General features: G+C 73.1%; 32 protein-coding genes. 24 read left to right on the top strand and 8 right to left on the bottom strand.

Features of this window, described 5'->3' with window-relative positions:
• Genes ACPFP2_RS05225 through ACPFP2_RS05215 form a run of 3 tightly spaced genes read left to right on the top strand, consistent with a single transcriptional unit; the run spans nt 1 to nt 2,953 of the window.
• Complete coding sequence (locus ACPFP2_RS05225; RefSeq protein ID WP_424086629.1) at nt 1–765, top strand: ABC transporter ATP-binding protein; 765 nt, start codon at nt 1–3, stop codon at nt 763–765.
• Nucleotides 750–2,438, top strand: a complete 1,689-nt coding sequence (locus tag ACPFP2_RS05220; protein ID WP_424086627.1) for an ABC transporter permease — start codon at nt 750–752, stop codon at nt 2,436–2,438. Before ACPFP2_RS05225 ends, ACPFP2_RS05220 begins: the two co-directional genes overlap by 16 nt.
• Nucleotides 2,438–2,953: an SRPBCC family protein gene (locus ACPFP2_RS05215; RefSeq protein ID WP_424086625.1), complete on the top strand. Its 516-nt coding sequence runs from the start codon at nt 2,438–2,440 to the stop codon at nt 2,951–2,953. The genes ACPFP2_RS05220 and ACPFP2_RS05215 overlap by 1 nt, the downstream gene beginning before the upstream one ends.
• 69 nt (nt 2,954–3,022) lie before the next feature.
• Here the strand turns inward: ACPFP2_RS05215 and ACPFP2_RS05210 are convergent, their stop codons facing one another.
• Nucleotides 3,023–3,280 (bottom strand): hypothetical protein, encoded by a 258-nt coding sequence (locus ACPFP2_RS05210; protein ID WP_424086623.1) that lies wholly within the window; start codon nt 3,278–3,280, stop codon nt 3,023–3,025.
• Nucleotides 3,281–3,371: 91 nt separating this feature from the next.
• On the opposite strand from ACPFP2_RS05210, the gene ACPFP2_RS05205 reads away from it, so the two are divergent.
• The gene (locus ACPFP2_RS05205) at nt 3,372–4,238 is read left to right on the top strand and encodes a hypothetical protein (RefSeq protein ID WP_424086621.1); all 867 of its coding nucleotides are present in this window, start codon (nt 3,372–3,374) and stop codon (nt 4,236–4,238) included.
• Between the two features lie 119 nt (nt 4,239–4,357).
• Here the strand turns inward: ACPFP2_RS05205 and ACPFP2_RS05200 are convergent, their stop codons facing one another.
• Both ACPFP2_RS05200 and ACPFP2_RS05195 read right to left on the bottom strand, forming a co-directional pair.
• Nucleotides 4,358–4,555, bottom strand: coding sequence for a DUF397 domain-containing protein (locus ACPFP2_RS05200; RefSeq protein WP_424086619.1), 198 nt, complete (start codon nt 4,553–4,555; stop codon nt 4,358–4,360).
• Nucleotides 4,552–4,935, bottom strand: coding sequence for a Scr1 family TA system antitoxin-like transcriptional regulator (locus ACPFP2_RS05195; protein ID WP_424086617.1), 384 nt, complete (start codon nt 4,933–4,935; stop codon nt 4,552–4,554). Before ACPFP2_RS05195 ends, ACPFP2_RS05200 begins: the two co-directional genes overlap by 4 nt.
• Between ACPFP2_RS05195 and ACPFP2_RS05190 the strand changes: the two genes are divergently transcribed.
• The 12 genes from ACPFP2_RS05190 to ACPFP2_RS05135 all read left to right on the top strand — a co-directional run bounded on the left by ACPFP2_RS05190 (nt 4,873) and on the right by ACPFP2_RS05135 (nt 16,907).
• Nucleotides 4,873–5,505: a flavin reductase family protein gene (locus ACPFP2_RS05190; protein ID WP_424086615.1), complete on the top strand. Its 633-nt coding sequence runs from the start codon at nt 4,873–4,875 to the stop codon at nt 5,503–5,505. The genes ACPFP2_RS05195 and ACPFP2_RS05190 overlap by 63 nt on opposite strands.
• A gap of 225 nt (nt 5,506–5,730) precedes the next feature.
• Nucleotides 5,731–6,102, top strand: a complete 372-nt coding sequence (locus ACPFP2_RS05185; RefSeq protein WP_424086613.1) for a DUF485 domain-containing protein — start codon at nt 5,731–5,733, stop codon at nt 6,100–6,102.
• Nucleotides 6,080–7,753 carry a solute symporter family protein gene (locus ACPFP2_RS05180; protein ID WP_424086612.1) on the top strand — a complete coding sequence of 558 codons (1,674 nt, stop codon included), beginning with the start codon at nt 6,080–6,082 and terminating at the stop codon, nt 7,751–7,753. Before ACPFP2_RS05185 ends, ACPFP2_RS05180 begins: the two co-directional genes overlap by 23 nt.
• A gap of 96 nt (nt 7,754–7,849) precedes the next feature.
• The gene (locus ACPFP2_RS05175) at nt 7,850–8,824 is read left to right on the top strand and encodes an NAD-dependent epimerase/dehydratase family protein (RefSeq protein WP_424086610.1); all 975 of its coding nucleotides are present in this window, start codon (nt 7,850–7,852) and stop codon (nt 8,822–8,824) included.
• A gap of 78 nt (nt 8,825–8,902) precedes the next feature.
• Complete coding sequence (locus tag ACPFP2_RS05170) at nt 8,903–10,129, top strand: LCP family protein (protein ID WP_424086608.1); 1,227 nt, start codon at nt 8,903–8,905, stop codon at nt 10,127–10,129.
• 283 nt (nt 10,130–10,412) lie between these two features.
• Nucleotides 10,413–11,624 (top strand): LCP family protein, encoded by a 1,212-nt coding sequence (locus ACPFP2_RS05165; RefSeq protein WP_424086606.1) that lies wholly within the window; start codon nt 10,413–10,415, stop codon nt 11,622–11,624.
• A 206-nt stretch (nt 11,625–11,830) separates the two neighbouring features.
• Nucleotides 11,831–12,769, top strand: a complete 939-nt coding sequence (locus ACPFP2_RS05160; RefSeq protein ID WP_424086963.1) for an LCP family protein — start codon at nt 11,831–11,833, stop codon at nt 12,767–12,769.
• Nucleotides 12,770–12,826: 57 nt separating this feature from the next.
• Nucleotides 12,827–13,162, top strand: coding sequence for a rhodanese-like domain-containing protein (locus tag ACPFP2_RS05155; RefSeq protein ID WP_088976623.1), 336 nt, complete (start codon nt 12,827–12,829; stop codon nt 13,160–13,162).
• Between the two features lie 10 nt (nt 13,163–13,172).
• On the top strand, nt 13,173–13,964 hold the full coding sequence (locus tag ACPFP2_RS05150; protein ID WP_424086603.1) for a glycerophosphodiester phosphodiesterase: 792 nt from the start codon (nt 13,173–13,175) through the stop codon (nt 13,962–13,964).
• Between the two features lie 52 nt (nt 13,965–14,016).
• Nucleotides 14,017–15,474 carry a PAS domain-containing sensor histidine kinase gene (locus tag ACPFP2_RS05145; RefSeq protein ID WP_424086601.1) on the top strand — a complete coding sequence of 486 codons (1,458 nt, stop codon included), beginning with the start codon at nt 14,017–14,019 and terminating at the stop codon, nt 15,472–15,474.
• A gap of 3 nt (nt 15,475–15,477) precedes the next feature.
• Entirely contained in the window at nt 15,478–15,960 is a 483-nt protein-coding gene (locus ACPFP2_RS05140; protein ID WP_424086599.1) for an ATP-binding protein, read from the top strand.
• Nucleotides 15,961–16,022: 62 nt separating this feature from the next.
• The gene (locus ACPFP2_RS05135; RefSeq protein ID WP_424086598.1) at nt 16,023–16,907 is read left to right on the top strand and encodes a DUF5926 family protein; all 885 of its coding nucleotides are present in this window, start codon (nt 16,023–16,025) and stop codon (nt 16,905–16,907) included.
• A gap of 77 nt (nt 16,908–16,984) precedes the next feature.
• Here the strand turns inward: ACPFP2_RS05135 and ACPFP2_RS05130 are convergent, their stop codons facing one another.
• Entirely contained in the window at nt 16,985–18,202 is a 1,218-nt protein-coding gene (locus ACPFP2_RS05130; protein WP_424086596.1) for an arginine deiminase, read from the bottom strand.
• 163 nt (nt 18,203–18,365) lie between these two features.
• Between ACPFP2_RS05130 and ACPFP2_RS05125 the strand changes: the two genes are divergently transcribed.
• The 5 genes from ACPFP2_RS05125 to pheA all read left to right on the top strand — a co-directional run bounded on the left by ACPFP2_RS05125 (nt 18,366) and on the right by pheA (nt 21,859).
• Nucleotides 18,366–19,103 carry a hypothetical protein gene (locus ACPFP2_RS05125; protein ID WP_424086594.1) on the top strand — a complete coding sequence of 246 codons (738 nt, stop codon included), beginning with the start codon at nt 18,366–18,368 and terminating at the stop codon, nt 19,101–19,103.
• Nucleotides 19,104–19,284: 181 nt separating this feature from the next.
• Nucleotides 19,285–19,743: a PAS domain-containing protein gene (locus ACPFP2_RS05120; RefSeq protein ID WP_424086592.1), complete on the top strand. Its 459-nt coding sequence runs from the start codon at nt 19,285–19,287 to the stop codon at nt 19,741–19,743.
• Nucleotides 19,744–19,812: 69 nt separating this feature from the next.
• Nucleotides 19,813–20,202 (top strand): ACT domain-containing protein, encoded by a 390-nt coding sequence (locus tag ACPFP2_RS05115; protein ID WP_424086590.1) that lies wholly within the window; start codon nt 19,813–19,815, stop codon nt 20,200–20,202.
• 102 nt (nt 20,203–20,304) lie between these two features.
• Nucleotides 20,305–20,892 (top strand): hypothetical protein, encoded by a 588-nt coding sequence (locus tag ACPFP2_RS05110; RefSeq protein ID WP_424086588.1) that lies wholly within the window; start codon nt 20,305–20,307, stop codon nt 20,890–20,892.
• A gap of 10 nt (nt 20,893–20,902) precedes the next feature.
• A complete protein-coding gene (pheA, locus tag ACPFP2_RS05105) occupies nt 20,903–21,859 on the top strand; it encodes a prephenate dehydratase (protein WP_424086587.1) in 957 nt (318 codons plus the stop codon).
• Nucleotides 21,860–21,898: 39 nt separating this feature from the next.
• On the opposite strand, the gene ACPFP2_RS05100 is transcribed toward pheA, so the two are convergent.
• From ACPFP2_RS05100 to ACPFP2_RS05090, 3 genes are all read right to left on the bottom strand, one after another.
• Complete coding sequence (locus ACPFP2_RS05100) at nt 21,899–22,624, bottom strand: AIM24 family protein (RefSeq protein WP_424086585.1); 726 nt, start codon at nt 22,622–22,624, stop codon at nt 21,899–21,901.
• A gap of 77 nt (nt 22,625–22,701) precedes the next feature.
• A complete protein-coding gene (locus ACPFP2_RS05095) occupies nt 22,702–23,046 on the bottom strand; it encodes a metallopeptidase family protein (RefSeq protein ID WP_424086961.1) in 345 nt (114 codons plus the stop codon).
• A gap of 149 nt (nt 23,047–23,195) precedes the next feature.
• Nucleotides 23,196–23,627, bottom strand: a complete 432-nt coding sequence (locus tag ACPFP2_RS05090) for an OsmC family protein (protein ID WP_088976635.1) — start codon at nt 23,625–23,627, stop codon at nt 23,196–23,198.
• 132 nt (nt 23,628–23,759) lie between these two features.
• Between ACPFP2_RS05090 and ACPFP2_RS05085 the strand changes: the two genes are divergently transcribed.
• The 3 genes from ACPFP2_RS05085 (at nt 23,760) to ACPFP2_RS05075 (ending at nt 26,296) form a co-directional block, all read left to right on the top strand.
• Nucleotides 23,760–24,479: a hypothetical protein gene (locus ACPFP2_RS05085; RefSeq protein ID WP_424086583.1), complete on the top strand. Its 720-nt coding sequence runs from the start codon at nt 23,760–23,762 to the stop codon at nt 24,477–24,479.
• A gap of 183 nt (nt 24,480–24,662) precedes the next feature.
• Entirely contained in the window at nt 24,663–25,484 is an 822-nt protein-coding gene (locus ACPFP2_RS05080; protein WP_424086581.1) for an HAD family hydrolase, read from the top strand.
• The gene (locus ACPFP2_RS05075) at nt 25,484–26,296 is read left to right on the top strand and encodes an HAD family hydrolase (RefSeq protein ID WP_424086579.1); all 813 of its coding nucleotides are present in this window, start codon (nt 25,484–25,486) and stop codon (nt 26,294–26,296) included. The genes ACPFP2_RS05080 and ACPFP2_RS05075 overlap by 1 nt, the downstream gene beginning before the upstream one ends.
• 4 nt (nt 26,297–26,300) lie before the next feature.
• On the opposite strand, the gene ACPFP2_RS05070 is transcribed toward ACPFP2_RS05075, so the two are convergent.
• Complete coding sequence (locus ACPFP2_RS05070) at nt 26,301–26,900, bottom strand: bacterial proteasome activator family protein (RefSeq protein ID WP_424086577.1); 600 nt, start codon at nt 26,898–26,900, stop codon at nt 26,301–26,303.
• Nucleotides 26,901–26,928: the final 28 nt, after the last annotated feature.

The raw sequence follows: 26,928 nt of genomic DNA, 5'->3' as shown, positions 1-26,928 counted from the left end.
ATGACTGGTGAGCACCCCGCGCTCGCGCTGCGTGGCCTGGCGAAGACGTTCGACGGCAAGGTCGCCGTGGCGGGCGTCGACCTGGACGTACCGGCCGGCTCCTTCTACGGACTGCTCGGGCCGAACGGGGCCGGCAAGACCACCACGCTGTCGATGGCGGTCGGACTGCTGCGGCCGGACCACGGAGGGGCCTGGGTGCTCGGGCACGACGTCTGGGGCGACCCGGTCGAGGCGAAGCGGCTGCTCGGGGTGATGCCGGACGGGGTACGGCTCTTCGACCGGCTCACCGGGGCGGAGTTGCTGGCGTACCACGGTCTGCTGCGCGGCATGGACCCTGCGGTGGTCGACCAGCGGGCGGCGGAACTGCTCGACGTGCTGGCGCTCACCGACGCCGGGCGGACCCTGGTGGTCGACTACTCGGCCGGCATGAAGAAGAAGATCGGCCTGGCCTGCGCGCTGCTGCACGGTCCGCGGCTGCTGGTGCTGGACGAGCCGTTCGAGGCGGTGGACCCGGTCTCCGCGGCGCTGATCCGCGACATCCTGCACCGCTACGTCGTCGGCGGCGGCACGGTGGTCTTCTCCAGCCACGTCATGGAGGTCGTCGAGCGGCTCTGCTCACACGTGGCGATCCTCGCCGGCGGCACCATCAAGCGGGTCGGCGCCCTCGACGAGGTGCGCGGGGACCGCTCCCTGGAGGAGGTCTTCGTCGAGGTGGTCGGCGGACGGACGGCGACCGGCGAGGAGCTGGCGTGGCTGTCCCGGTGACCGCACCGGCCGAGCCGGCCCGGCGGGTCTCGGCCCGGCACTTCGTCCGGCTCAAGCTGCGGGTGATGGGCAACAACTTCCGCGGCCAGGGCTGGCGGATCGCGCTCTTCGTGGCCGGTGTGCTGGTCGGCCTCTGGTTCGCCGCCGGCGGCTTTCTGCTGCTGGCCGCGCCCGGCTTCGCGGACGAGCCCCGGTACGCGCTGATGACCGCCGCGTTCGGCGGCGGGCTGCTGGTGCTCGGCTGGCTGCTGCTGCCGCTGGTGTTCTTCGGGGTGGACGAGACCCTGGACCCGGCCCGGTTCGCGCTGCTGCCGCTGTCCCGGCGCACCCTGGTCGGCGGGCTCTTCGCGGCGGCCCTGGTCAGCGTCCCGGTCCTGGCGATGCTGCTCGCGACCGCCGGCCTGGTGGTCACCGCCGGGGCGCTGGGCGGTTGGCCGGCCGGGCTGGCCGCCGTCGTCGGCGTCCTCGCCGGGTTGCTGCTCTGCGTCGCGGCGAGCCGCGCGGTGACCAGCGCGTTCGCCACCATGCTGCGGTCCCGGCGGGTCCGCGACCTGGCCGCCGTGCTGCTGGCGGTGGTCGCCGCGCTGCTCGGCCCACTCCAGATCGTGGTGCTGGCGGCGGTGCAGGACGCGGACTGGGACCGGCTCGCCGGGGTGGCCGGCGTGGTGGGCTGGACGCCGTTCGGCGCGCCGTGGACGGTCGGCGTGGACGTGGCCGAGGGCCGGGCCTGGGCGGTGCCGGTCAAGCTGCTGATCACCGCGGTCGCCATCGGCGTGCTGCTGTTCTGGTGGTCGCGGTCGCTGGAGTCGGCGATGGTCGGCGCGGCCGGCGCCGCCCCGACGAAGACCCGGCGCGCCCCGACGGGCGGGGCGGTCGGGCAGCTCTTCCCCAAGGTGCTCGGCTGGGCGGGGCGGGACCGGTTCGGCGCGCTGGTCGCGCGGGAGTGCCGCTACTGGTGGCGGGACGCCCGGCGGCGGGCCAACCTGATCACCATCGCGGTGGTCGGCGTCTTCGTCCCGGTCATGGTCAACCTGGGCGGTCCCGGCTTCGCCGCCTCGGAGCAGGGCGTCGAGTTCACCGGTGAGTCGTCGCCGGTGCTGGTCAGCTTCTCCATGCTCTTCGTCGGGGTGCTCGCCTCGGTGACGCTGGCCAACCAGTTCGGCTTCGACGGCAGCGCGTACGCGGCGAACGTCGTGGCGGGGGTGCCGGGCCGGCTGGAGCTGCGGGCCCGGATGGCCGCCTTCTCGGTGTACGTGGTGCCGATGCTCGCTGTGGTGTCGGTGGTGATCGCGGTGGTGCTGGGCCGGCCCGGCTGGATCGGGATGGCGGCCGGCGCGCTGCTGGCCGCGTACGGGGCGGGGCTGGCGATCAACGGGTACCTGTCGGTGCTGGGGGCGTACTCGCTGCCCGAGACGAGCAACCCGTTCGCCATGAACACCGGCGCCGGGATGGCGAAGAGCCTGCTCACCCTGTTGTCGATGGTGGTGTCGACGGCCGCGGCGGTGCCGATGGTGGTGGCCGCGGCGCTGCTCGGGGACGCCTGGCTCTGGCTGGCGCTGCCGCTGGGCGCGGCGTACGGGGTGGGGGCGGCGCTGCTCGGGTCGTACCTGGCCGGGGACGTGCTGGACCGCCGGCAGCCGGAGCTGCTGGCGACCGTCACGCCGAGGCGCTGATGCCGGTCGTCGAGGCGGTGACCACCGTCCCGGTGCCGCCCGAGCTGGCCTTCGCGGTGTCGCAGACCACCGCGCCGGTCCGCTACCGGTGGGATCCGTTCGTCCGGGAACAGCACTTCGAAGACGGGGCGACCCGCCCCGGCAAGGGCGTGCGCACCTTCACCCGCTCCCGGCACGGACTGGTCATGGTGAGCGAGTACGTCTCGTTCGCGCCGCCGACCACCGTCGGGATGAAGATGGTGCGGGGTCCGTGGTTCTTCGAGATGTTCGCCGGCGGGTGGCGGTTCGCGCCCGGCCCGACGCCGGGGACGACCGCGGCCACCTGGCGGTACAGCTTCCGCTGCCGCCCGGCGTGGCTGCGCCCGGTCGCCGACCGGGTCGGGGTGTGGCTGCTCACCCGGGACATCCGCCGCCGCATCGCCGGCTACGCCGCCGGTTGCGCCGACCCGGAGGTGCTGGCCGCCGCCCGCCGCTCCCTCACTCCCGGCGACGGGGTCGACGAGGGTAAGCCCTGAGCCTCGCCACTTCGCCGGGCACGCCGGTGTGCGCTGCCGCGCACCGGCCGATGCCGGTGGTCCCGGTGCTCAGGTCGTGCGGCGCATGAACGCGTACACGTTGTGGCCGTCGCCGACGGCGGTGACGGTGACCAGCTCCCAGCCGTAGTTCGACAGGTGCTCGACGGCCTGCATGAGCTGCGGGACGGCGCTGCGCATGAAGCCGGAGCTGGACACCAGGGCGAGGTGCCGGTGCGGGTAGGCGCGTAGGTCCACCTCACCCTGCAGAAGCGACTCGGCCCGCACGACGCGGGTCTGCGCGAGCTGCTGCGGCGACACGAAAGCCATGCCCGGCAGGGTAGGCGGTCCACGCGAACCGCGCCCGCCACGAGACATCGGGTGGCGGGAACGATCCGGGCCGTGGCCGCGTCACACCGGCATGACGACTGTTTCCGCCGTACGAGGGGTGGCCGTCCTGCCGCTGGTCCTGCTGGCGACGGCGTGCGCCGGGCAGGACGACGGGGACGCCGGCACCCGACCGGCCGCACCCGCGTACCCCGGCGATGCCGTGGTGCTCCGCATCGACCACATCGGTGGCTTCGTGACCCCGGCCACGCTCGCCACCCGCCTGCCCAGCGTCGCCGTGTACGGCGACGGCCGGATGATCACCGAGGGTCCGGTGACGCTGCGGTACCCCGGACCGGCCCTGCCGAACGTGCAGGTGACCAAGCTGGACGCGGGTGAGGTGGCACGGATCGTCGAGCAGGCCCGGGCGGCCGGGGTGGGCACCGCCGGCGACCTGGGCACCCCGCCGGTCACCGACGTCCCGACCACGCGCTTCGCCCTGCTCGGGGCCACCGGCGTGGAGGAGACCACGGCCGAGGCCCTCGACATGGTGGAGGCCGAGACCGGGCTGAGCGCCGCTCAGCGGGCGGCCCGGGAGAAGCTGCGCGCCTTCGCCCGGTCGCTGACCGACACGGCGACGACGCAGGACGGCGCGGCGACGACGCCGTACCGCCCGACGGCGCTGGCGGCCGTCGCCGAGCCGTGGGTCGCCAACGACGAGGCGGGGAGGCAGGCCGAGGTGGCCTGGCCCGGCCCGGCCCTGCCCGGCGCCCCGCTCGGCACGGCCGGCGACCTGAGCTGCGTGACGGTCAGCGGTGAGCAGGTGCAGCAGGTCCTCGACGCCGCCGCCGGGGCGAACGCGGCGACCCCGTGGACCTCCGGCGGGAAGCGCTGGACGCTCACCCTGCGCCCGCTGCTGCCCGACGAGGCCGACTGCGGCGACCTGGCCACCGCCCGCTGACGCGCCCGGCGCCGCCCCCGGGGACCGGGTGATCGACTCGGTTTGCGGCGTGTTGCGGTGTCCCGGCCCCTCGATACCGCAACACGCCGCATTTCGCGGACGGGCGGCACGGCCTGTGGTCAACGGGCGGAGCCGCTGACGGTGTGGGTGAGGAAGGAGCGCCAGGCGGTGGGGGTGAAGCGCAGCGTCGGGCCGGACCGGTCCTTGCTGTCGCGCACCAGCACCACCCCGGGCAGATTGTCAGCCATCTCGACACAGTTGCCGCCGGTGTCGGTTGAGCGGAACGACGTGCGCCAACGTGGCTCTGCGATGGTCATGGCGTCACCTTCAACTTCCGAACCAGGTCCACCGAGGCGCCCGTGGACAGCGCTTCACCGAGCAGGCCATCCCACTTGCGATCGATCAAGTTGACCATCTCCGGGTCCTCCACGACGTGTCCGCGTGCAGCGTTCTCCAGGTAGAGGACCCGGTCGCCGTCGGACAGCTCAGCCAACACGAACCCGCCACCGAGTCCGACGTGTTCGCCTACCGCCAGCGGAATGACGTGCCGCCGGAAGAAGGTCGAGTCAGCAAGCTCCAGGAGCCCGGCCGAGTTGTTGGTCAAGCGGCGCTGCTGGTGTACCCGGGCGGGCTGATGGTCGAGGCGGGTGATCAGCTCGCCCGGCTCCACCCGCAGGCACGCCCGGCCGACCTGCACGAACGCTTCCCGGGTTGGGTACGGGCCCGGGACGGCACAATGTTTCACGTGAATCATGAGCCGGGTGCCGAGATCCACCACACCGACCCGTTCGCCGTGCCGGCCGGGCAGCGCTCGCCGGTACGCCGGCTGCGGGGCCGGCTCGCGGCGCCGGTGACCCTCTGGACCGCATCCGGTCCGGCGGGCCTGACCGTGTCGTCGACGCTGGTCGCCGAGGGGGAGCCGGACCGGCTGCTCGGCCTGATCGACCCGGAGTCGGACCTGTGGGCGGCGATCGACGAGGCCGGGCGGTTCGCGGTGTCACCGTTGGGGCCACCGCACCGGCAGCTCGCCGACCGGTTCGCCGGCCTCTTCCCCTCCCCGGGCGGGCTCTTCGCCACCGGCTCGTGGGCCGACACCCCGTACGGCCCGGTCCCGTCGGACGCGGCCGGGTGGGCCGGCTGCCGGCTCGACGCCGCCCGCGAGTACGGGTGGGGCCTGCTGGTCGAGGCCACCATCGAGGCGGTCGACCTGACCGAGGAGACCATGCCGCTGCTGCACTACCGGGGCCGCTACCACGAGCTGGGCTGAGGGTGGGCCGACCGGGCGAGCCGACCATCGGTGACCGGGCCGGCCGACCACCCGTCGACCGGCGCACCGGGCGACCGCTCACCGGAGTGACCTGGGTCACTCGGCGCAGCCGGCGGACCGTTCGGCGCAGCCGGCGACCACCGTCGATCACAGCCTTCCCGGCCGGGGACCGCGCTCTCTACCGTGCGCGAAACTCCCGACACCTGTGAAGGTGGTGATCCACACATGTCCACGGACACGCCCGCGTCCGCGCCGACGGAATCGGCGGCGGAGCGGTACCTGGCCGTACAACGGTCGGACGAGTTCGCCGGGTTGCGTCGCGCGCTGCGCGGCTTCGTCTTCCCGATGACCGTCGCCTTCTTCCTGTGGTACGCGCTCTACGTGATCCTCTCCGCGTACGCGCGGGGCTTCATGGGTACGAAGTTCTTCGGCAGCAACATCAACATCGCCCTCGTCTTCGGCCTGCTCCAGTTCGTCTCGACGTTCCTGATCGCCTGGCTCTACTCCCGGCACGCCGACCGGAAGCTCGACCCGATCGCCGACCGGATCCGCGCCGAGATCGGGGAGGTGAAGCATGAACACGGTCCTCGCGGCTGAGGCGGGTGGCGGCACCGCCCGCAACCTCACCATCACGCTCTTCCTGGTCTTCGTGGCGGTCACCCTGGCCATCACCATCTGGGCCAGCCGGCAGACCAAGACCGCCACCGACTTCTACGCCGGCGGGCGCTCCTTCTCCGGCTTCCAGAACGGCATGGCGATCGGTGGCGACTACATGTCGGCCGCCTCGTTCCTCGGCATCGCCGGCATCATCGCCCTCTACGGCTACGACGGCTTCCTCTACTCGATCGGCTTCCTGGTCGCCTGGTTGGTGGCGCTGCTGCTCGTCGCCGAACTGCTGCGCAACTCGGGCCGGTACACGATGGCCGACGTGCTGGCGTTCCGGATGCGCCAGCGTCCGGTCCGCACCGCCGCGGCGGTCTCCACCATCACCGTGTCGATCTTCTACCTGCTGGCCCAGATGGTCGGCGCGGGCGCGCTGGTGGCACTCCTGCTCGGCATCAAGCCGGGCACCACCTTCCTCGGCATGGACGCCGAGACCGCCAAGGTCGCCACGATCGTCATGGTCGGCGCCCTGATGATCATCTACGTCACCGTCGGCGGGATGAAGGGCACCACATACGTCCAGATCGTCAAGGCGTTCCTGCTGATGGCCGGCGCGCTGGTGATGACCCTGCTGGTGCTGGCGAAGTACAAGTTCAACCTCTCCTCGCTGCTCGGCGACGCCGCGTCTGCCTCGGGCAAGGGGAGCGCGTTCCTGGAACCCGGGCTCCGGTACGGCGTCGACACACCCGGCGACGCGTTGAAGACCTTCTACAGCAAGATGGACCTGCTCTCGCTCGGCGTCGCGCTGGTGCTCGGCACCGCCGGCCTGCCGCACATCCTGATCCGCTTCTACACCGTCCCGACGGCGAAGGCGGCCCGCAAGAGCGTGCTCTGGGCGATCGGCATCATCGGCACGTTCTACCTGCTCACCCTGGCTCTCGGCTTCGGCGCGGCGGCGCTGGTGGGCGGCGAGGCGATCACCGCGCAGGACAAGGCCGGCAACACCGCCGCCCCGCAGCTGGCCGAGGCGCTGGGCATGGACTTCCTCGGCGGTGACCTGGGCGGGGCGACCCTGCTGGCGATCATCGCGGCGGTCGCCTTCGCCACCATCCTGGCGGTGGTGGCCGGGCTGACCCTGGCCTCGTCGTCCAGCCTGGCGCACGACTTCTACGCCAACGTGCTCAAGGACGGCAAGGCGTCGGAGCGGCAGGAGGTCATGGTCGCCCGGGTCTCCGCGCTGGTCATCGGTGCGGTCTCGATCGTCCTGTCCATCTACGCGCAGAGCCTGAACGTGGCCTTCCTGGTGGCGCTGGCCTTCGCGGTGGCCGCGTCGGGCAACCTGCCGGCGATCCTCTACAGCCTCTTCTGGAAGCGGTTCAACACCTCGGGAGCGGTCTGGGCCATCTACGGCGGCCTGCTGGCGGCGGTGTTCCTGGTGTTCTTCTCGCCGGTGGTCTCCGGAGCGCCGACCGCGATGTTCCCGAAGCAGGACTGGCAGTGGTTCCCGCTGTCCAACCCGGGCCTCATCTCCATCCCGTTCGGCTTCTTCTGCGGCTGGCTGGGCACCGTGCTCTCCAAGGAGCAGGACGAGGAGAAGTACGCGGAACTGGAGGTGCGTGCCCTCACCGGTGCGGGGGCGCACTGACGGTCCGTCCACATGGGCGGGGTCCCGCGCGTCCGCGCCGGGACCCCGCCGCATGTCGCGCCGCGTCCGGCCGGCGCCCTGAGTAGGCTGGCCGGCATGAAGGTCGCTCCCCGCTTCGGCACCGGTCACCGCGTCCTCGTCACCGGTGGCGCCGGCTTCGTCCCGTCCCACCTGGTCGACCGGCTCATCGAGCGCGGCTGCACGGTGGTGGCGCTGGACAACTTCGTCACCGGGTCCAAGGAGAACGTCGCCCACCTGCTGGACACGCCGACCTTCACCCTGGTCGAGGCGGACATCTCCGACGGGCTGCCGGCGCACCCGGCGCTGGCGGAGCGGTTCGACGCCATCCTGCACATGGCCTCGCCGGCCAGCCCGACCGACTTCGAGAAGCTGCCGGTGGAGATCCTCCGGGTCGGCTCGGTCGGCACGCTGCACCTGCTGGACCGCGCGCTCGCCGACGGCGCCCGTTTCCTGATGACCTCCACCTCCGAGGCGTACGGGGACCCGAAGGAGCACCCGCAGCGCGAGACGTACTGGGGCAACGTCAACCCGATCGGGGTGCGGGCCGTCTACGACGAGGCAAAGCGCTTCTCCGAGGCGGCCACCATGGCGTACCACCGGAGCAGGGGGCTGGACGCCGCGATCGTCCGGATCTTCAACACGTACGGCCCGCGGATGCGTCCCGACGACGGCCGGGCCATCCCCACCTTCATCTCGCAGGCGCTGCGCGGCGAGCCGATCACCGTGCACGGCACCGGCAACCAGACCCGGTCCATCTGCTACGTCGACGACCTGGTGCGCGGCATCCTGCTGCTGCTCGACTCGACCGAGACCGGGCCGATCAACTGCGGCACCGAGCACGAGATGAGCATGCGACAACTCGCCGAGACGATCGTGTCACTCTGCGCGAGCAGTTCCGAGGTGACGTACATCACCCGCAGCGCGGACGACCCGGAGATGCGCCGGCCGGATCTCACGCTCGCCCGGGAGCTGCTGGGATACGAACCGACCGTCTCGCCCGAAGATGGCCTGCGGCGCACGATCGCGCACTTCCGCAGCCGGCTAGGGTAACGCCTCCCGCGCCACGCGGACGGCGATCCGGCATTCGCCTTCGGGCAACCCTCGACCGGGCTACGTACGCTGAAACACATGTCCGCGACATCGTCTGCCGGCGTCCCGCTCCCGCACCTGCACCGGAGTTCCGGACGCGCCCAGGTCCCCGGCCCCGCCCGGGGCGCTGCCGGGCGCGCCCGGCAGCCCGACGCGCAGTGGTACCCGTCGTACGACGAGGAGCAGCCGCGCTCCGGCGGGCCCGGCGGCCCGGGCCTGCCCCCGGGCCCGGGTGGTCCGGGCGGCTCGGGGCGGCGCGGGCCGCGCCCGCGCTGGGGGCGGATCGGCCTGGTCGCCGGCATCGCGGTGCTGGTGCTGGCGCTGCTCGGCGGCGCGGGCGCCTGGATGTACACCCGCAGCCTCAACAACGACCTGGCCCGGACCGACCCGTTCTCGGAGATCACCGGCGGCCGGCCGGCGAAGGCGGTCAACGGCGCGCTGAACATCCTGCTGGTGGGCTCGGACTCGCGTGACCCGGACGCGCCGGTGGACCAGCAGAGCCAGTGGCGGGCCGACACGATCATCGTCATGCACATCCCGGCCGACCACAAGTCGGCCTACCTGGTCTCCATCCCGCGCGACCTGTACGTGCCGATCCCGGAGAGCGCCGGCGCGGAGTGCGGCTCCGGCCAGCGCGCGAAGATCAACGCGGCCTTCGCGTTCGGCGGCCTGCCGCTGGCGGTACGCACCGTGGAGTGCTTCACCGACGTCCGGATCGACCACGTGATGGCGATCGACTTCGGCGGCTTCAAGGAGGTCACCGACGCCGTCGGCGGCGTGGACCTGAAGGTGGAGCGGAGCGTCACCTCGATCCACAAGCCGTACCGGAAGTTCACCAAGGGCACCATGCACATGGACGGCGCGACCGCGCTGGACTGGATCCGGCAGCGCAAGCAGTTCCCGGACGGCGACTTCGCCCGGATGCGCCACCAGCAGGAGTTCCTGCGGGCGTTGATGGACAAGGCGGCGAGCACGGGCACGCTGACCAATCCGAAGATGCTGAACGCGTTCCTCCAGTCGGTCACCGACGCGGTGACGGTGGACGAGGACTTCTCGCTGGCCGACATGGCGTTGCAGTTCCGGAACCTGCGCGGCGAGAACCTGATCTTCCTGACCAGTCCGAACTCGGGCAGCGACACCATCAACGGCGAGTCGGTGGTGGTGTCCGACCGGGAGAAGGCGCTGGCGATGTACAAGGCGATGTCGGCGGACACCATGGCGGACTGGGTCGCCGCCAACAAGGATCCGGACACCAAGGGCAACTGACGTCGCAACCCCCCCGGCGGCCGGGGCGCACGACCGCCGCCGGGGGTCCGGCCGCCGGACGGGTCGTTGCCGGCACATTTCGACGGACGTCATCAGAGGTACGTTCGGAGTTGGCTCGATCATCGATGGCCAACCACCGATCAGATGCAATGCCTCATCCGTTCGGATGAACCATGGTCAGAACTGTCGGGATATCTGAGAAATGAGCGTGTGACGACCTCGCCTTGACGGGGAGCGGTACGTAAAGTGGTCCCGCCCCCCGATCAAGCGAGCTGGAGCACGCATGCCGGTTCAGACCAGCCCCCGCCCCACGTCGCTGGATTCCGACCCTTACCCCAGGGCGTCCGCGACCATCCCGACCCAGGGCGGTCGGGGCGGGCAGCGCACCGGCGGCGCGAAGAAGCGCACCAGGCGCAAGGACCCCCTCTGGGCCCGGCTCACCGTGGTCTTCGGCGCGGTGCTGATGATGACCAGCGGTGTCGCGATCGTGGGCAGCAAGGCGCTGATCAGCCAGGCGACCGGCAACATCTCGCAGAAGAACCTGCTCGGCGGGGCGGGCAAGAGCGACGCCGAGGGCGGCGCCGACCTGGACGGCCCGATCGACATGCTGCTGCTGGGCGTGGACGCCCGCGAGCGCTGGGCGGCCGACGACGTCCGGGCGGACAGCATCATCGTGCTGCACATCCCGTCCAGCCACGACCAGGCGTACATGATCTCGATCCCGCGGGACACCGAGGCGCAGATCCCCGCCTTCGAGAAGAGCGGCTTCCCGGGCGGCACCGACAAGATCAACGCGGCGTTCCAGGCCGGCGCCCGCAACGGCGGCGGCTGGGAGGGCGGCGCCCAGTTGATGGCGCAGACCATCAAGAACATGACCGGGGTCAGCTTCGACGGCGCCGCGATCATCAACTTCGGCGGTTTCAAGAACGTCATCGACACCTTGGGCAGCGTCCGGATCTGCGTCAAGCACGAGGTGAAGTCGATCCACACGGTGATGGTCGACGGCAAGCAGATGTGGAAGGCGGACGCCAAGAAGACCGGCCGGCCGATGACCCCGGTGGTCTACAAGAAGGGCTGCCGCCAGATGTCCGGCCTGGAGGCGCTGGACTACTCCCGGCAGCGCTACGGCCTGCCCGGCGGCGACTACGACCGGCAGCAGAACCAGCAGCAGCTGATCAAGGCGATGGCGAAGAAAGCCACCGACAAGGGCATGCTGACCAACCCGGTCAAGGTCAACCAGCTGATCCGGGCGGCCGGCAAGGCCTTCGTCCTGGACACCGGCGGCGTGCCGGTCCCCGACTTCATCTTCACCCTGCGCGGCGTCAGCGCCAACGAGCTGACCATGCTCCGCACCAACGGCGGCACCTTCCACGGCAACGCCAACAACCGCGAGGCGCTCAGCGAGCAGACGCTGGAGATGTTCAAGGCGGTCAAGAACGACAAGCTGGGCGAATTCGTGTACGCGAACCCGTCCGTGCTCTCCACCCGCAAGTGACCGGGTGACCGGCGGTAGCTGTCGCGAAACGCGCCCGGCCGGCACCGTCCGACCCGTAGCCTGGACGTGAGCAAGCCTCACGTAACGGCCACGGGGAGGGCGTCACGTCCAGGTCAGCGCGGGCCAACCGGGGACAGGGCGCACCGCCGCCCGGCCCCCGGGCCACCCGCTGGCCACGCGTGCTGCTCGGCGCCGGGCTCGCCCTGGTGCTGCTGGCCGCGCTCGCCGTCGTCGGCATGAAGGCGCTCTCCTCCCGGTACGAACGGACCGTCACCCGCGAGCAACTGCTCGCCCCGGACGCCCGGCAGGCGCGCACCGACCTGGATAAAGGGCTGAACTACCTGCTCGTCGGCTCGGACCGGCGGGCCGGCTCACCGCGCCCGGACCAGCGCTCCGACACCATCCTGATCGTGCACGTGCCGCCCGGCATGCGGCAGGCGTACCTCATCTCCGTACCGCGCGACCTGCTGGTGGCCATCCCGCCGGGCAACGGGTACCCGGGCGGGCCGGACAAGATCAATGCCGCGTACGAGCACGGCGGTGGTGGCGAGGGCGGCACCCGGCTCCTCTCCACCACCCTGAGCCGGCTCACCGGGATCCGCTTCGACGGCGCCGCGCTGATCGACTTCTCCGGCTTCAAGCAGGTCATCGACCATCTCGGCGGGATCCGGATGTGCGTGCAGACCGAGGTGCGCTCGATCCACACGAACCGGGTGTTCACCCCCGGCTGCCACCAGATGGACGGCGCGCAGGCGCTCGACTACGTCCGTCAGCGCTACGACCTGCCCGGCGGCGACTACGACCGGCAGCGGCACCAGCAGCAACTGCTCCGGGCGGTGCTCGACCGGGCCGGCCAGACCGATCTGCGCGGCGACCCGGTCAAGCTGGACCGGGTGCTGCGGGCGGTGGGCGGCTCGCTGACCGTCGACACCAACGGGGTACCCCTGCAGGATCTGGCCCTCGCCCTGCGGGCGCTGCCGGCGGACGCGCTCAGCGGGGTGCAGGTGCCGTCGTACCCGCAGACCATCGACCAGGTGTCGTACGTGGTGCTGGACAACGGCGGCGCGGGGCTCTTCGACGCCGTCCGCGCCGAGCGGGTGCCCGACTGGGCGACCGCGAACCCGCGCTGGGTCACCCGGTTGTGACCCCACCACCGGGCGGGCCGGTGTCGATCCGGCCGCCGAGGATCTAGGCTTTCACCCGTGTTCGGACCCCAGGTTCCCACCGTGCCCGTGACCGAGATCGACGACCGGACCTACCTGCTCGACGTCCGCGAGGACGACGAGTGGGCAGCGGGCCATGCCCCCGGCGCCCACCATCTGCCGATGATGGAACTGCCGGCCCGGCTCGCCGAGGTGCCCACCGACCGCGACGTGGCGGTCATCTGCCGCTCCGGCGGGCGCTCCGCGCAGGTCGTCGGCTACCTGCTGAACAACGGGTGGGAGCAGGTGCGCAACGCCGACGGCGGGATGCGCCAGTGGGCCGCCGTCGGCAAGCCGGTGATCGGCGAGGACGGGCAGCCCGGCCAGGTCATCTGAGAGTCGGGGCATGGGCGACCCGCAGGTCTTCGCGCACCGCGGCGCGTCGGCCGACCTCCCGGAACACACCCTCGCGGCGTACCTGCGCGCCCTGGACGAGGGCGCGGACGGACTGGAGTGCGACGTCCGGTTGACCCGCGACGGGCACCTGGTCTGCGTGCACGACCGCCGGCTGGACCGGACCAGCAACGGCCACGGGCTGGTCAGCGCCCGTACCCTCGCCGAGTTGGAGACGCTCGACTTCGGGTCCTGGCACCCGGGCTGCGTACCGGCCGACGGGGACGAGGTGCTGGACGACTCGCACACCCGGCTGCTCACCCTGGACCGGCTGCTGGCCGCCGTGACGGCTGCGGGCCGGCCGGTCCGGCTGCTGGTGGAGACGAAGCACCCGTCCCGCTACGGCGGGGACGTCGAGCGGACACTGGTCGCGATGCTGCGCCGGCACGGGCTGGCCGACCCCCGCCCGGACGACCACGTCCAGGTCACCGTCATGTCGTTCTCGCCGCTGGCCGTACGCCGGATGCGGGAACTCGCCCCGGCGCTGCCCACGGTGCTGCTGCTGGAGGTGCTGCCGCGCTGGCTGCGGTTGGGCCGGCTGCCCTTCGGCGCCCGGATCGCCGGCCCCGGCATCGGGCTGATCCGGGCCCGCCCGCAACTGGTGCCGGCGCTGCGCGCCGCGGGCAACCAGGTGTACGTCTGGACGGTCAACGAGCCGGAGGACCTGGAACTGGTCCTCGACGCCGGGGTGGACGGAGTGATCACCGACCGGCCGGCCCGGACGCTGGCCCGGCTGGGCCGGTGAGGGCCACCGAGCGGGGGTGCCCGTACTCCGGTCGAGGGGGCACACTCGGGACATGCCGGAGCGTACCGACCTCGCCGCCCTCATCACCGGCCACAACGCGGTCATCGAGATGATCAATTCCGGAGACGCGGGACTGCCCGTCCTCACCCAACTCCTCCAGGTGGCCCGTCCGGCGCTCGGTGCGGACAGCCTGGCCTTCGTCGAGTTCACCCCGACCGGCGGCCGGGTCATCGCCGCCAGTGGCAGCGCCGAGTGGACCATCGGTCGGCCGCTGTCCGCCTCCGACCCGGCCACCGTCTGCCTGCTCGCCGGCCCCCGGGTCCGGCAGGTGCGCCTCGACCGCCTGCCCGGGCCGCTCGCCGGTGAACTGGCCGCCCGCGGGCTGTGCCGGATGATCGCCGCCCGGGCCGAGATCGGCGGCCTCACCGTCGGCAGCCTGCACGCGCTCTACGCGGACGCCCAGCAGGCCGAGGACGGCACCGCGCACGCCGTGGTCGGCTACCTCGCCTCCTGCATCGCTCACATGTACGGCGACCAGAGCGGCCTGCCCGTACACGGTGACGGTCCGGTGGTGGCGGCGCTCGCCGACGGGCTGGCCGTGGTCGACCGGGACGGGCACGTCCGGCTCTGGAACCCGGCCGCCGCCCAGTTCACCGGGCGCTGCTCGACCGAGGCGCTGAACCGGCCACTGCCGTTCCCGCTCCCCCCGTCGGGCCAGGTGCTCGACCACCGGATGCCGGACGGGCGCTGGCTGCGGATCACCTCCGGGGAGCTGGCCGGGCCGGGCACCCTGCGGGTGGTCACCTTCCGCGACATCACCGACCAGCAGCGCCGCGACTCCGACCGCGACCTCTTCGTCGCGGTGACCAGCCACGAGCTGCGCACGCCGGTCACCGTCATCAAGGGGTACGCGGACACCCTCACCGACCACTGGGAGTCGCTGACCGAGGCGGACCGGCGGCAGGCCGCCCGGGTCATCGGGCAGCGCGCCAACGAGTTGGCCCGGCTCGTCGACCGGCTGCTCTCCTCGGCCACCGACGTACGCCCCGACGGCGACCCGACCGTCCCGTTCGACCTCGGGGAGGCGCTCCGGGCCGCCGTGTCGGACCTCCCGGCCGACCTGCGCCACCGGCTCGTCCTGGACCTGCCCGCCGACCTGCCCAAGGCACTCGGGGACCGGCACAGCATCGCCACCGTGCTCACCGAGCTGAGCACCAACGCCGGGAAGTACTCGCCGCCGGACTCGCCGATCGAGGTGACCGCCGGGGCGAACGGGCAGACGGTCTCCTTCCGGGTCAGCGACCGGGGCATCGGCATCCGCCCCGAGCACGTGGAGCGTGCCTTCGACCGGTTCTGGCAGGGGGAGTCCGGTGACCGCCGGGGCTACCCGGGCGCCGGACTCGGCCTCTATCTCGTCCGCCGGATCGTTGAACAGCAGAATGGATGGGTATCCCTCCGCCCGAGAAGCGGTGGCGGTACGGTCGCAGAGGTGCGGCTGCCACGGGGATGACCCGTGGCCGGCGGGCGCGGGCGAGAAGGAGCGAGGGTGTCGGCGCAGGCGGTCGAACGTTCGTGGTGTGTGGTGGTACCCCACCACGCCACCGGCGCGCGGCTGGCCCGGCACCGGCTCGCCGACGAACTCGCCGAGGTCGTCCCCCCGGCGCTGCTGGCTGACCTGGTGGCGGTCCTGGCCGAACTGGTGGGCAACGCGGTCCGGCACGCCGACCCGCTGCCCGGCGGGGTGGTCCGGGTGGCCTGGCGGCTGCGGCCCACGCCGACCGGTCCGCGCGTGTCGATCCGGGTGACCGACGGCGGTGCGGTGGCCGGTCCGCTGATGCGGGAGGCCAGCCCGGACGCGGTCGACGGCCGTGGCCTGCACATCGTCTCCGGCCTCGCCACCCGCTGGGGGGTCGACCGGGACGGCCTGGGCCAGAGCGTCTGGGCGGAGTTCGAGCCGACCGCCTCGTCCCGGCCCGATCTGGTCGCGGCCGGCTGACCCGGCGCCCGGGGGCGGGTCCTCCCCACGCCGCCCGGCTCCGGCCTCTAGGCTGTGTCGCCGTGAGCAAGCGTCGAAAGAACCAGCGCGCCGTCGAAGCCACTCCCCGCCGGGAGAAGGTCCGCGACATCTTCGTCCCCCGCCCGTTCGAGGGGCTGGCGGACGAGCCGGAGTGGATCGCCCTGCGCGAGCTCGTGCCGGCCGCCTCCGCGCCGCTGCGGCTCACCCCCGAACTCGTCGAGGAGTACGGCGACCGCCCGGTCACCCTCGCCACCGTGCTGCCGATGGCCGCCCCGGCCATGACGAAGCCGGACGGGCGGGTCTTCATCGGCCTCCAGCGGCACCAGCAGTCCGGTGACGTCTCCCGGGACCTGGCCGAGGCGCTGCTCTGCGCGCTGCGTACCGAGCCGGGCGGCCAGGTCTCGGTGCCGCCGCTGCCGGGTCCCGGCCCGCGCCTGCAGGACATCCTGGTGGACGGCCCGCTGGAGATCACCATGCACGACGGCTTCGAGTTCTGGCTCGACCCGGGAGCGGCCGACGACCCGGCCGTGCAGGCGTCCCTGGAGCGGGCCAACGCCGCCATCTACCCGACCGTGAAGCTCGCCGCCGCCCCGGCCGCCTACTGGTGCCAGGTGCCGGAGAAGTCGCACGTGCGTTGGGTGCTGCCGGAGGACGAGGACACCGCGCTGGACGCCCTCTCCCGGCTCTCCGCCGCCGGCACGCTGACCCTCGGCGAGCAGACGAAGTTCGCCGGCATGTTCCGGGCGCACGGCCGGCTGGTGCCGGTCTGGGACCTGCCGGAGGACGTCCCGGCCGCCGACTGGGAGGCCCCGGTCGCCGAGTTCGCCAAGCGGTACGCCGAGGCGCTGGAGGAGAAGGAGCCGCTGGACGCCGCCGGACGGCGGGCCCGCCAGGGCCTGCTCGGCCGCCAGCTCACGCTGCGCTGACCCGCGCCCGTCCCGCGCCACCACGGCCCGCCGGCCCCGCCCGGCGGGCCGTGTCGTTCGACTGGCTGGCCGACCGGTCAGTCCCCGGTCGGGTGCAGCGGCTCGCGGACCAGCGGGCACGACATGCAGCGCGGGCCGCCCCGGCCGGAGCCCAACTCCGAGCCGGCGATCGGGATGACCTCGATGCCGGCCCGTTCGAGCTGCGCGTTGGTCTCCACGTTGCGCTCGTAGCCGACGCAGAGCCGGGGCGCCAGCGCGAGGGTGTTGTTGCCGTCGTCCCACTGCTCCCGCTCGGCGGTGACCGGGTCCAGGCCGGTGTCGATCACCCGGAGCTGGTCGAGGTCCATCGCGTCGGCGGCGGCGCGCAGGAACGGCGCGGGCCCGTCCACCCGCGGCTCGCCGTCCGGCCCGGCGATGACCGTGTACGCCGACAGCGTGCTGGCGATGTTCGGGTACATCAGCACCGCGTCGACGTCGACCATGGTGCAGACCGTGTCGAGGTGCATGGTGGCCCGCTCCTGGGCGATCGGCACCACCAGGATGGTGTGCGCCAGCCCGGCGGCGAACACCTGCCGGGCCAGCCGCTCGGCGCCGGCGGGCGTGGTCCGCTCGCCCACCCCGACGGCGAGCACGCCGGGGGCGAGCAGGAGCACGTCGCCGCCCTCCAGGTGCTCCAGCTCGGGGTGGTAGACGGCCTCGGTGCCGACGAAGCGCGGGTGGTACCGGTAGATGGCGTCGGTCAGGGTGGTCTCCCGGCGGCGGGCCGGCATGGCGAGGCTGGTGACGCCCACCCGGTCGCCGATCCACAGTGACGAGTCGCGGGTGAAGAGCAGGTTGGGCAGCGGGTCGATGACGAAGTCGTGCCGGTCCATCAGCGTCCACACCAGGCCGCCGGGGCGTTCGGGGGTGACCCGTACCTCCTCGTGGGCGAGCCCGGCGATGAGCACGTCGGCCAGGGCGGCCGGGTCGAGGTAGGCGAGGTGCTCGGCGACCCGGCGGCGCAGGGTGTCGCCGAGCCGGGGCGAGCGGAGCACCTGGTCGGTGAGTTCGGCGCGGGCCTCGGGCACGGCGAGGGTCTCGGCGAGCAGCGTGGCGAGGTAGAGCACCTCGACCCCGCGTTCGCGCAACGCCGTGGCGAACGCGTCGTGCTCCTCCTGCGCGCGTCCCACCCATGGGATAGCGTCGAAGAGCAACGAGTCGTTGTTGCGAGGGGTGAGCCGGGCGAGTTCTGGCCCGGGTCGGTGCAGCAGCACCGTGCCGAGCCGACCGACCTCGCTGTCCACGTAGTGGGTCACCCTCGCAGCGTAGGACAGGTATGAGCGGTGTTCACGGGAAGAACTGCGGATGAATATGGCATTCATCCGCACTCATTCCGGCGCTCCAACTTGCCGTACCCCCCGGATGGCAACGTAGGGTAGTGAGGACATAACTTCGAGGGACCTTTTGCCGGAGGTCGCGATGACTGTCTTTCCCGCTCGCCGAGCCGTACCCACCCGGGCACTGCCGCCCGTGGCGGTGCCGCATCCCCGGACGGAAGCGCCCTCGGCGCTCCAGCCGGCCCGGCCGAGTCCGTTGGAGTGGGCCCGCCGCCGTCGGGCCGAACGGGACGCCCGCCGCCTGGAGGCGGCCGGGGCGCGGGCGCTCGGCCAGCTCGACCACCTGGGCCCCGCCTGGCACGTCATCGAGTGGCCGCGCACGGACGCCGTCGACGCGTTGCTCGACCGCGGGCAGGACGACCGCGCCGGCTTCCTCGCCATCGGCCCGAGCGGGCTCTTCGCCGTGAGCATCGCCGACCACGGGCGGGCCCGCGTGCTGGTGGCCGGGGACGTGGTGCAGATCAACGGCAAGCGGCCGCCGTACGTGGCCGAGGCCCGCCGGGACGCCAAGCGGGCGAGCAAGGCGCTCTCCGAGGCCGTCGGCCTGCCGATCCCGGTGACGCCGGTGCTGACATTCGTCGGCTCCGGCGTCATCAGCGTGTACGGCCTGCCGAAGGACTGCCTCATGGCGACCCACCGGGAGCTGGACCGGCTCCTCGTCGCCGGCGGCAACCGGATCAGCCCGGCGACCGCCGAGAAGCTGTCCCGGATCGCGCAGCAGCCGCAGACCTGGCTCAACGGCACGTACCGTCCCGCCGCCGACTACCGGTGGTACGACGAGGGCCGAACGGCCGCTGACAAGCCGGCCGCCCGCCGGTAACGTCACCGGCGACGCCACGCGGCCCGGGCCACCGAAAGGCACCCCGGACCGCGCCGTCGCCGGCCGTCCGGTCGGTCCGGGCATCCGAACGTCGACGGCGACCGGTGACACGAGCGCGGTCGAGCGCCTGTCGAATCGACCGGCTAGCGTGGACAGACCGTCGGTGTACATAGGAGGCGCGGTGGCCCACGTCGAACTCTCGCTCTCGGACGTGTTCGCACCAGCCTCGCGGACACCGCCGGAGCAGGGGTCCGACAACGTCGGTCAGTGGTCCGCCACCGTCTCCCACGCCGACGAGCCCTGCCTGCTGATCGACGCGGAGACCCGGGTGTTGGCCATCTCGGCGTCCGGCTGCCGGCTGCTCTGCCTGGGCGCCCCGGAGGACGTGGTCGGCCTGCCGCTGCTGGAGGGCGGCCTGCGGCTGCTCGACTTCACCGCGGCCCGCGGCGAGCTGACCGAGCAGGAGACCGACAAGATCCCGCCGCTGCTCGCACTGCACTCCGGGCGGCTCGCCCGGGGGCTGCTGCGGGTACAGGCCGCCGGCGACGACGCGCCCGACGCCACCGTGGACGCCATCTCGACCCCGGTGCTCACCGACGGCGACGTCGCCGGTTCGCTCACCTTCTTCTCCCAGGTCTGACCCGCCGGGCGGCGGGTGCCGCACGCCACGGCGCTCCGGGGTCGACCCCCGACGCCGTAAGGTGCCCTCATGCTCGATCTCGCGCTGCTCCCGGGTGAGTACGCGGTGTGCCGGCTGCCCGCCGGGACGCCCCTGCCGTCCGGGCTGTGGGCCGAGCCGGGTCGCACCGACGTGGTGACCGTGAGCTGGACCGCCGACGGGATCTCGGTGATCTGCCCGGCCGACCGCGCGCCCGGGCAGGCCGTGGTGGAGACCGAGTGGCGGTGCCTGCGGATCGTCGGGCCGGTGGACGCGCCGGTGACCGGCACCCTGGCCGCGCTGGTGGGCCCGCTCGCCGAGGCCCGGGTCGACGTGGTGGCCTTCTCCACGTACGACACCGACCACGTGCTGGTTCCCGCGGTACGCCTCGGCGCGGCGACCCTCGCGCTGGAACGCGCCGGTCACCGCGTCCTGCGCTGACCTTCACGTTGCCGCCCGATCCTCCTACCATGGGCGCACCGGCCACCCGGCCGCAACGATCCGTATCGATGCCGTTGAGGCTCGCCCCCCTGAGGACCGGCCGTGCCGCCTGACCCATCGCACCGCCCCGCCGCGCGCCGGCTGGCCGTGGCCGGCGCCCTGCTCGCCGCCCTGCCGCTCGCCGCCTGCGCCGCCCCGTCGGCCGGGGGCACCGCCACCCCGGTCACCTCGCCGGGTGTCGACGGGCCACCCACCCGCGGCGTGCTGCCGGGCGGCGTGCCCACGGCGGTCCCACCGGTGACCGCCACCCCCGGTCTCCCACCCGCCGAGTCGCCGACTTCGAGCACCCCGCTCACGCCGCCCGGCCCCACTCCCGCGGCGGCCGCCACCGCGTGCGCGGGACGACCGTCGGCCGACCGCGTGGTGGGGCTGCTGCGTGACCGGGTGCTGCCGGCCGGCGTCCGGGTGCGGGCCACCACCGGTCCGCTCTGCGCCGACGGCTGGCAGTACACCGTGCTCGCCGTGGCCGGGCACGAGGCGCTCCAGGCGGTCACCCGGGGCGAGCCGGGCGCGCTGCGTCTGGTCACCGCCGGCACGGACGTCTGCTCGATCGAGGTACGCGCCGCCGCACCACCCGCCATCCGGACGTTGGCCTGCGACGCCGGGACCGGGGCGTTGCCGGGTGCGTAGGCTGGGTGACATGCCCGGAACACCGCCGACCCGCTTCGTCTTCCTCGGCCCCGAGGGGACCTTCGCCGAGCAGGCGCTGCGCACCGTCCCCGCCGCCGAGCACGGCAGTCGTACGCCGGCCCGCAGCGTCGGTGAGGCGCTGGACTGCGTACGGGCGGGCGAGGCGGACGCGGCCCTGGTGCCGCTGGAGAACTCGATCGGCGGCGCGGTGGGGGTGACCCTGGACGAACTCGCCGAGGGGGACCCGCTGGTGATCACCCGCGAGGTGATCCTGCCCGTCGAGTTCGTGCTGGGCGCCCGCCCCGGCACCACCCTGGAGTCGGTGCGCGACGTCGCCGCCCACCCGCAGGCCTCCACCCAGTGCCGCAACTGGCTGCGCGAGCACCTGCCCGACGCCACCGTGGTCGACGTGCTCTCCAACGGCGCGGCGGCGGCCGGCGCGGCGGCCGGCGAGTACGACGCGGCGATCTGCGCGCCGATAGGGGCCACCCGGCACCGGCTGGCGGTGCTCGCCGACAAGATCGCGGATCACCCGGACGCGGTGACCCGCTTCGCGCTGGTGTCCCGCCCCGGCCCGCCACCGCCCCCGACCGGGGACGACGTCACCTCGCTGGCGGTCTACATCGCCCACGACCGGGTGGGCGCGCTGCTCTCGGTGCTGATGGAGCTGGCCGTACGCGGGGTCAACCTGAGCCGCATCGAGTCCCGCCCCACGGGCGAGGCGCTGGGCCGGTACGTCTTCTTCCTCGACGGCACTGGCCACGTCGCCGACGTCCGGATGGGCGAGGCGTTGCAGGGGCTGCGCCGGGTCTGCGCCGACGTGCGTTTCCTCGGGTCGTACCCCCGGCACCGGTGGGCCGACGGGGTGGGTGACCGGCCGGTCCCGGCTCCGGCCGGGCTTTCCGAGGCCGACTACGCCGACGCGGCGGCCTGGCTGGCCCGGTTGCGGCGCGGCGAGCTGACCTGAGCCGGCGGGGCGCCCGGTCCGGGCGCCCCGCCGTCGCGCTCAGCTGAGCAGTCCGCCGAGCAGACCGCCCTGTTGCTGCTGCTGGGCGCCGCTGCCCATGATCGGCGGCTCCTCCGACGGCTGGACCACCACGAAGCCCTGGCCGGCGAAGCTCATCGTGAACGCCTCACCGGTGCTGCGGCCGAGCAGCGTGCCCAGGCCGAGCTGCTCCGCCCGGTGGTAGCCGGTCTGGAGGTTGGCCGACCAGCAGACCGCGGCCTGCGGGTCGACGTAGGTGGGGGCGTCGACGTTGAGCACCACCGGGGTGCCCTTGGTGGTGATGGCGATCCGGCCGTGGCCGGTGAAGACGCAGTTGAACAGGCCGGACGAGGAGGCCATGCCCGCGCCGCCGACCATCTTGATGTCGTACGACAGGGTGGAGTCGAAGGCCAGCACGCTGGAGCCGTTGATGGAGAGCGCGTCGCCCGGCTCCAGGTCGATGATGTGCACGTCCTTGGCCAGCTCGGCGAGGAAGACGTCACCCTGGCCGCTCAGCTTCATCAGCGGCACGCCCTCACCGGTCAGCCGCTGCTTGATGAACTTGCCGATGCCCCCCGAGCCGAGTGCCTGGAACTGCACCTGACCCTGGTACGCCACCATCGAGCCGACGCGGGCCATGGCCTCGCCGTTGAGTTCGATCTTCAGCATCTTGGAGTTCTGCAGCCGCATGCCGGGCTGGGCGGACTCCTTCTCGAGGTTCTCCGCGGAGAACAGCGCGCTGCGCATGGTCTTCCTCCTGATTCGGGGTGTGCTCCCCAACCGTAGGCTCCCGGCGCAACGGGCGGCATCGGCCGTGCGGGGCGTCAGCCCCAGCCCAGGGCGTGCAGCCGCTCGTCGTCGATGCCGAAATGGTGGGCGATCTCATGGACCACGGTCACCGCCACCTCGTCGACGACATCGTCCTCGGTGTCGCAGATCCGCAGGATCGGGCGGCGGTAGATGAGGATCCGGTCGGGCAGCACCCCGCCGTAGTCCCAGCCGCGCTCGGTCAGCGCGTGCCCCTCGTAGAGGCCGAGCAGGTCCTCCCCGGGGGGCGGGTCGTCCTCGACCAGGATCACCACGTTGCTCATCAGCCCGAGCAGCTCTTCGGGCACCTCGTCGAGGGCTTCGCCGACCAGCTCCTCGAAGCGTTCACGGCTCATCTGCACCGGCACGCCGTCCATTGTCCCCGACTCCGGGCCGGTCGGCCGCCTCGAGATCCGTGCCCGCGCCGCCCAGGTGGCGGTCGAGGCCGCAAGGGCGCCCCGTCGCGCGGACGCCGTCCGCCCCGGGCGGGGCGGACGGCGTCCGGAGCGGGTCAGGAGGCGAGTCGGGCGTTCAGGGTGATCTGGGCGCCCGGGGAGAGCAGTCGCGAGATCGGACAGTTCTCCTTGGCGGCCTCGGCGAGCTTGGTGAACTGCGCCTCGTCCATGCCCGGCACCTGACCGACCGTCTCCAGGTCGATCCGGGTCACGGTCATGCCCGCGTCGGTCTTGTCGAAGTGCACCTTCGCGGTGGTCTCCACGGAGGTGTCGGCGGCGCCCGCGTCGGCGAGCTGCTTGGAGAGGGCCATCGAGAAGCAGCCGGCGTGCGCGGCGCCGATCAGCTCCTCGGGGTTGGTCCCCTCGCCCTCCTCGAAGCGGGACTTGAAGGAGTAGTTCCCGGTCAGGCCGCCCTTGCCGGTGCGGACGGTCCCGGAACCCTCGGTGAGGTTGCCCTGCCAGCGTGCGGAAGCGGTACGGATAGGCATGACTGCGACGCTAACCGAAACCGCCCCGGCCGGCGACCGGCCGGCGCCGGTCCCCGGCTCGCGCTCCCCGGTCGGCACGATCGGGGCGTGACATGATGCGGGACAGTCCCGGGACAGCGGAAGGTGATCGGAATGTCACAGGAAAACCCGGTCCCGCGCCAGGACGACCGCGCGGACGGGACGACCGTCGTGGAGTGGGGTGCGGCGCAGAGCACCCCGGACCGGCGGCTCGGGGGCGGGCTGACCGGCCTCCGCCGGGACGGCCGGCTGCCCCTGGTGGTGGCCGCCCTCGGCGCGGTGGCGGCGATGGCGTCCCTGCTGGGCGAGTGGCTGGTGCTGACGCTGCCGAACGGCGGACCGGAGGGCGACGCCACCATCCAGGTGCCGAACGGGGTGTCCGAGATCGGCGGCTTCGGGGTCGCGTACCTGGTGGGACTGCTGCTGCTCACCGCCGCCGTGGCGCTCGCCCTGCGGGGCGGCCCGGCCGTGCGGCGGGAGGCCCGGGTGGCCGGCCTGGCCGTGGCCGGCGCGCTGCTGGCGCTGCTGACCGCGACCGCCCTCTCTTTGGACGACTCCGGGCAGCGGGTGCTCTTCTACTCCACCGACGACGGCTTCCGGGTGGCGTACGGGCGGGGCCTGGTGATGGCGTTCGTCGCGGCGGCGCTGCTCGGGGCCGCGCTCCAGGTCGCCGGCCGGCAGCCGGCCGGGTCCCCCGCGCCGGACCCCGGGGCGGAGGCCACCCCGGTCGACTTCCGCCGGCCGGGGCGCGGGGAAGGGTCCCGACCCCCGGCCCCCGCCGACCTCACGGTCGCGCCGACCGTCCCGTTCGCCCGCCGGGATCCGGAAGCCTGACCGGCCGTCTCCGGCGCGGCGCGGGGGCGCGGGGCACGCCACCGGGCGTTGGCACCCGATTCGCCGGGAAGTCATGGTTGCGACCAGTTCCGCGAGGTACGGTTGCTGCCCGCCGTCAACTCCGGTCGAGGCACCGACGACCGAGAACGGCTGGCTGCGACGGCGGCGGGCGAAGGAGGAACGATGACCCGCCCGGGACTGCCCAAGCTGATCGCCACCGACCTCGACGGGACGCTCGTCCGCAGCGACGACACCGTCTCGGCGTACACGCACGGGGTGCTCGACCGGGTGCGCGCCGCCGGCATCCCGGTGGTCGGCGCCACCGGCCGTGGCCCCCGGCTGAAGGAGCTGACCCGCAACGACATCCGCGCCGCCGACTTCCTGGTGATGGCCGGGGGCGGCTGCGTGGTGGACCAGAGCGACCCGGCCGGCCCGCTGGTGCTCCGGGACGAGCGGCTGCCGGGTGAGGTGCTGGCGACGCTCCTGGCCGACCTGGAGGCGGCGGCGGGCCCGCTCACCGTGATGGTCGAGGCGTCCGACGAGCACGACGCGCCACTCTGGGGCGACTACCACCCGAGCTGGCCGTACCAGGACCGGTTCGAGGCGCGCAGCCGGGCCGAGTGCCTCTCCGGCGATGTGATCAAGGCGTTCGCGCGTACCGCCGACCATCACGTCGACGAGTTGCTGGCCGTGGCGCGCGAGATCATCCCGCCGCAGGTCGCCACGCTGACCCAGGCCGGGCTGGGGTTCATCGAGATCTGCCCGCCTGGGGTGGACAAGGCCACCGGCCTGAGCGTGGTCGCCGAGCGGCTGGGTGTGGACCCGGCGGAGGTGCTGGTCTTCGGGGACATGCCGAACGACCTGCCGATGTTCGGCTGGGCCGGGTGGGCCCGGGTGGCGGTGTCGAACGCCCACCCGGAGGTGCGGGCCGCGGCCGACGAGGTGACCCTGCGCAACGACGACGACGGAGTCGCGGTCTACCTGGACCGACTACTGTCCCGGTGATGGGAATCCCACCCCGACTCGTCGCCACCGACATCGACGGCACCCTGCTCGCCGACGACCGTACGCTCAGCGCCCGGACCGCCGCCGTGCTGGAGCGGATCACCGCGCAGGGCACGCCGGTCGTGCTGGTCACCGGCCGTCCGATCCGCTGGCTCCAACTCGTCTACGACCAGCTGCCCACCCCGCTCCCGGCGATCTGCGCCAACGGCGCGGTGGTCTACGACCCGGCCGCCGACGAGGTGCTCCGGGCCGACCCGCTCGCCCCGGAACACCTCGCCGAGGTGGCCCGGCGGCTGCGCGCGGCGGTGCCCGACGTGAGCTTCGCGGTGGAGATCGTCGACAGCCGGCAGATGCGGCACGAGGCGCACTACCCGCTGCGCTGGGACGCCGACCACGACGCGATCCGGGCCGTCGAGTCGCCGGAAGAGCTGCTCTCGGCCCCGGCGGTGAAGCTGCTGGCCCGCGCCGGCGAGCAGGACCCGGACGCCTTCGTCGAGCTGGTGGCCGGCGCGCTGCAGGGGCTGGCCGAGGCGACGCACTCGTCGTACAGCGGGCTGGTGGAGATCTCCGCCGCCGGGGTGACCAAGGCGGCCGGCCTCGCCTGGTACGCCGAACGGCTCGGCATGTCCGAGCAGGACGTGCTCGCCTTCGGGGACATGCCGAACGACCTGCCGATGCTGACCTGGGCCGGACGGGCGGTGGCGGTGGCCAACGCGCACCCCGCCGTCCTGGCGATCGCCGACGAGGTGACCGGGGCGAACACCGAGGACGGCGTGGCGGCGTACCTGGAGAAGGTCTTCGGGGCGGGCTGACCGGTCAGAGGTACTGGCCGGTGCTGTGCTCCCCACCCTGCGGCTGACCCATGCCCGGCATGCCGGGCATCATCCCGGCCGGGCCGCTGGGCAGCGCCTGCCGGCCGGAACGCATCTGCTCCAGCTGCACCCGGGCCGCCATCTGCTGCGCGACCAGCGCCGCCTGGATGCCGTGGAACAGCCCCTCCAGCCAGCCGACCAGCTGGGCATGGGCGATCCGCAGCTCGCCCTCGCTCGGGGCCTTGTCCTCGGTGAAGGGCAGCGAGATCCGCTCCAGTTCCTCGCGCAGCTCGGGGGCGAGGCCCTCCTTGAGCTCGACGATCGACCGCTCGTGGATCTCCCGCATCCGGTGCCGGCTGGCGTCGTCGAGCGGAGCGGCCTTGACCTCCTCCAGCAGCTGCTTGATCATGCTGCCGATCCGCATCACCTTGGCCGGCTGCTCCACCAGGCGGGCCGGGTCCTCGCCCGCCTGCTCGTCGGTCTGCACCGTGCCGACCGGGCGGCCGTCCGGTCCGATCACCACCACGGTGCCGGAGTGCCCGGCGCCGTCGCGGCCCGGCTCGTCGTTCTGTCCAGCGGAGTGCGCTTCGGTCATGGCACCCATCTTTACCCACCCCCGCGAGCAGCACGCG

The sequence above is a fragment of the Micromonospora citrea genome (assembly GCF_049629545.1).
GTDB classification, from domain to species: Bacteria; Actinomycetota; Actinomycetes; order Mycobacteriales; family Micromonosporaceae; genus Micromonospora; species Micromonospora citrea_A.
The sequence above is the reverse complement of the archived record's forward strand: the minus strand, read 5'-3'. Positions and strand labels throughout refer to the sequence as shown.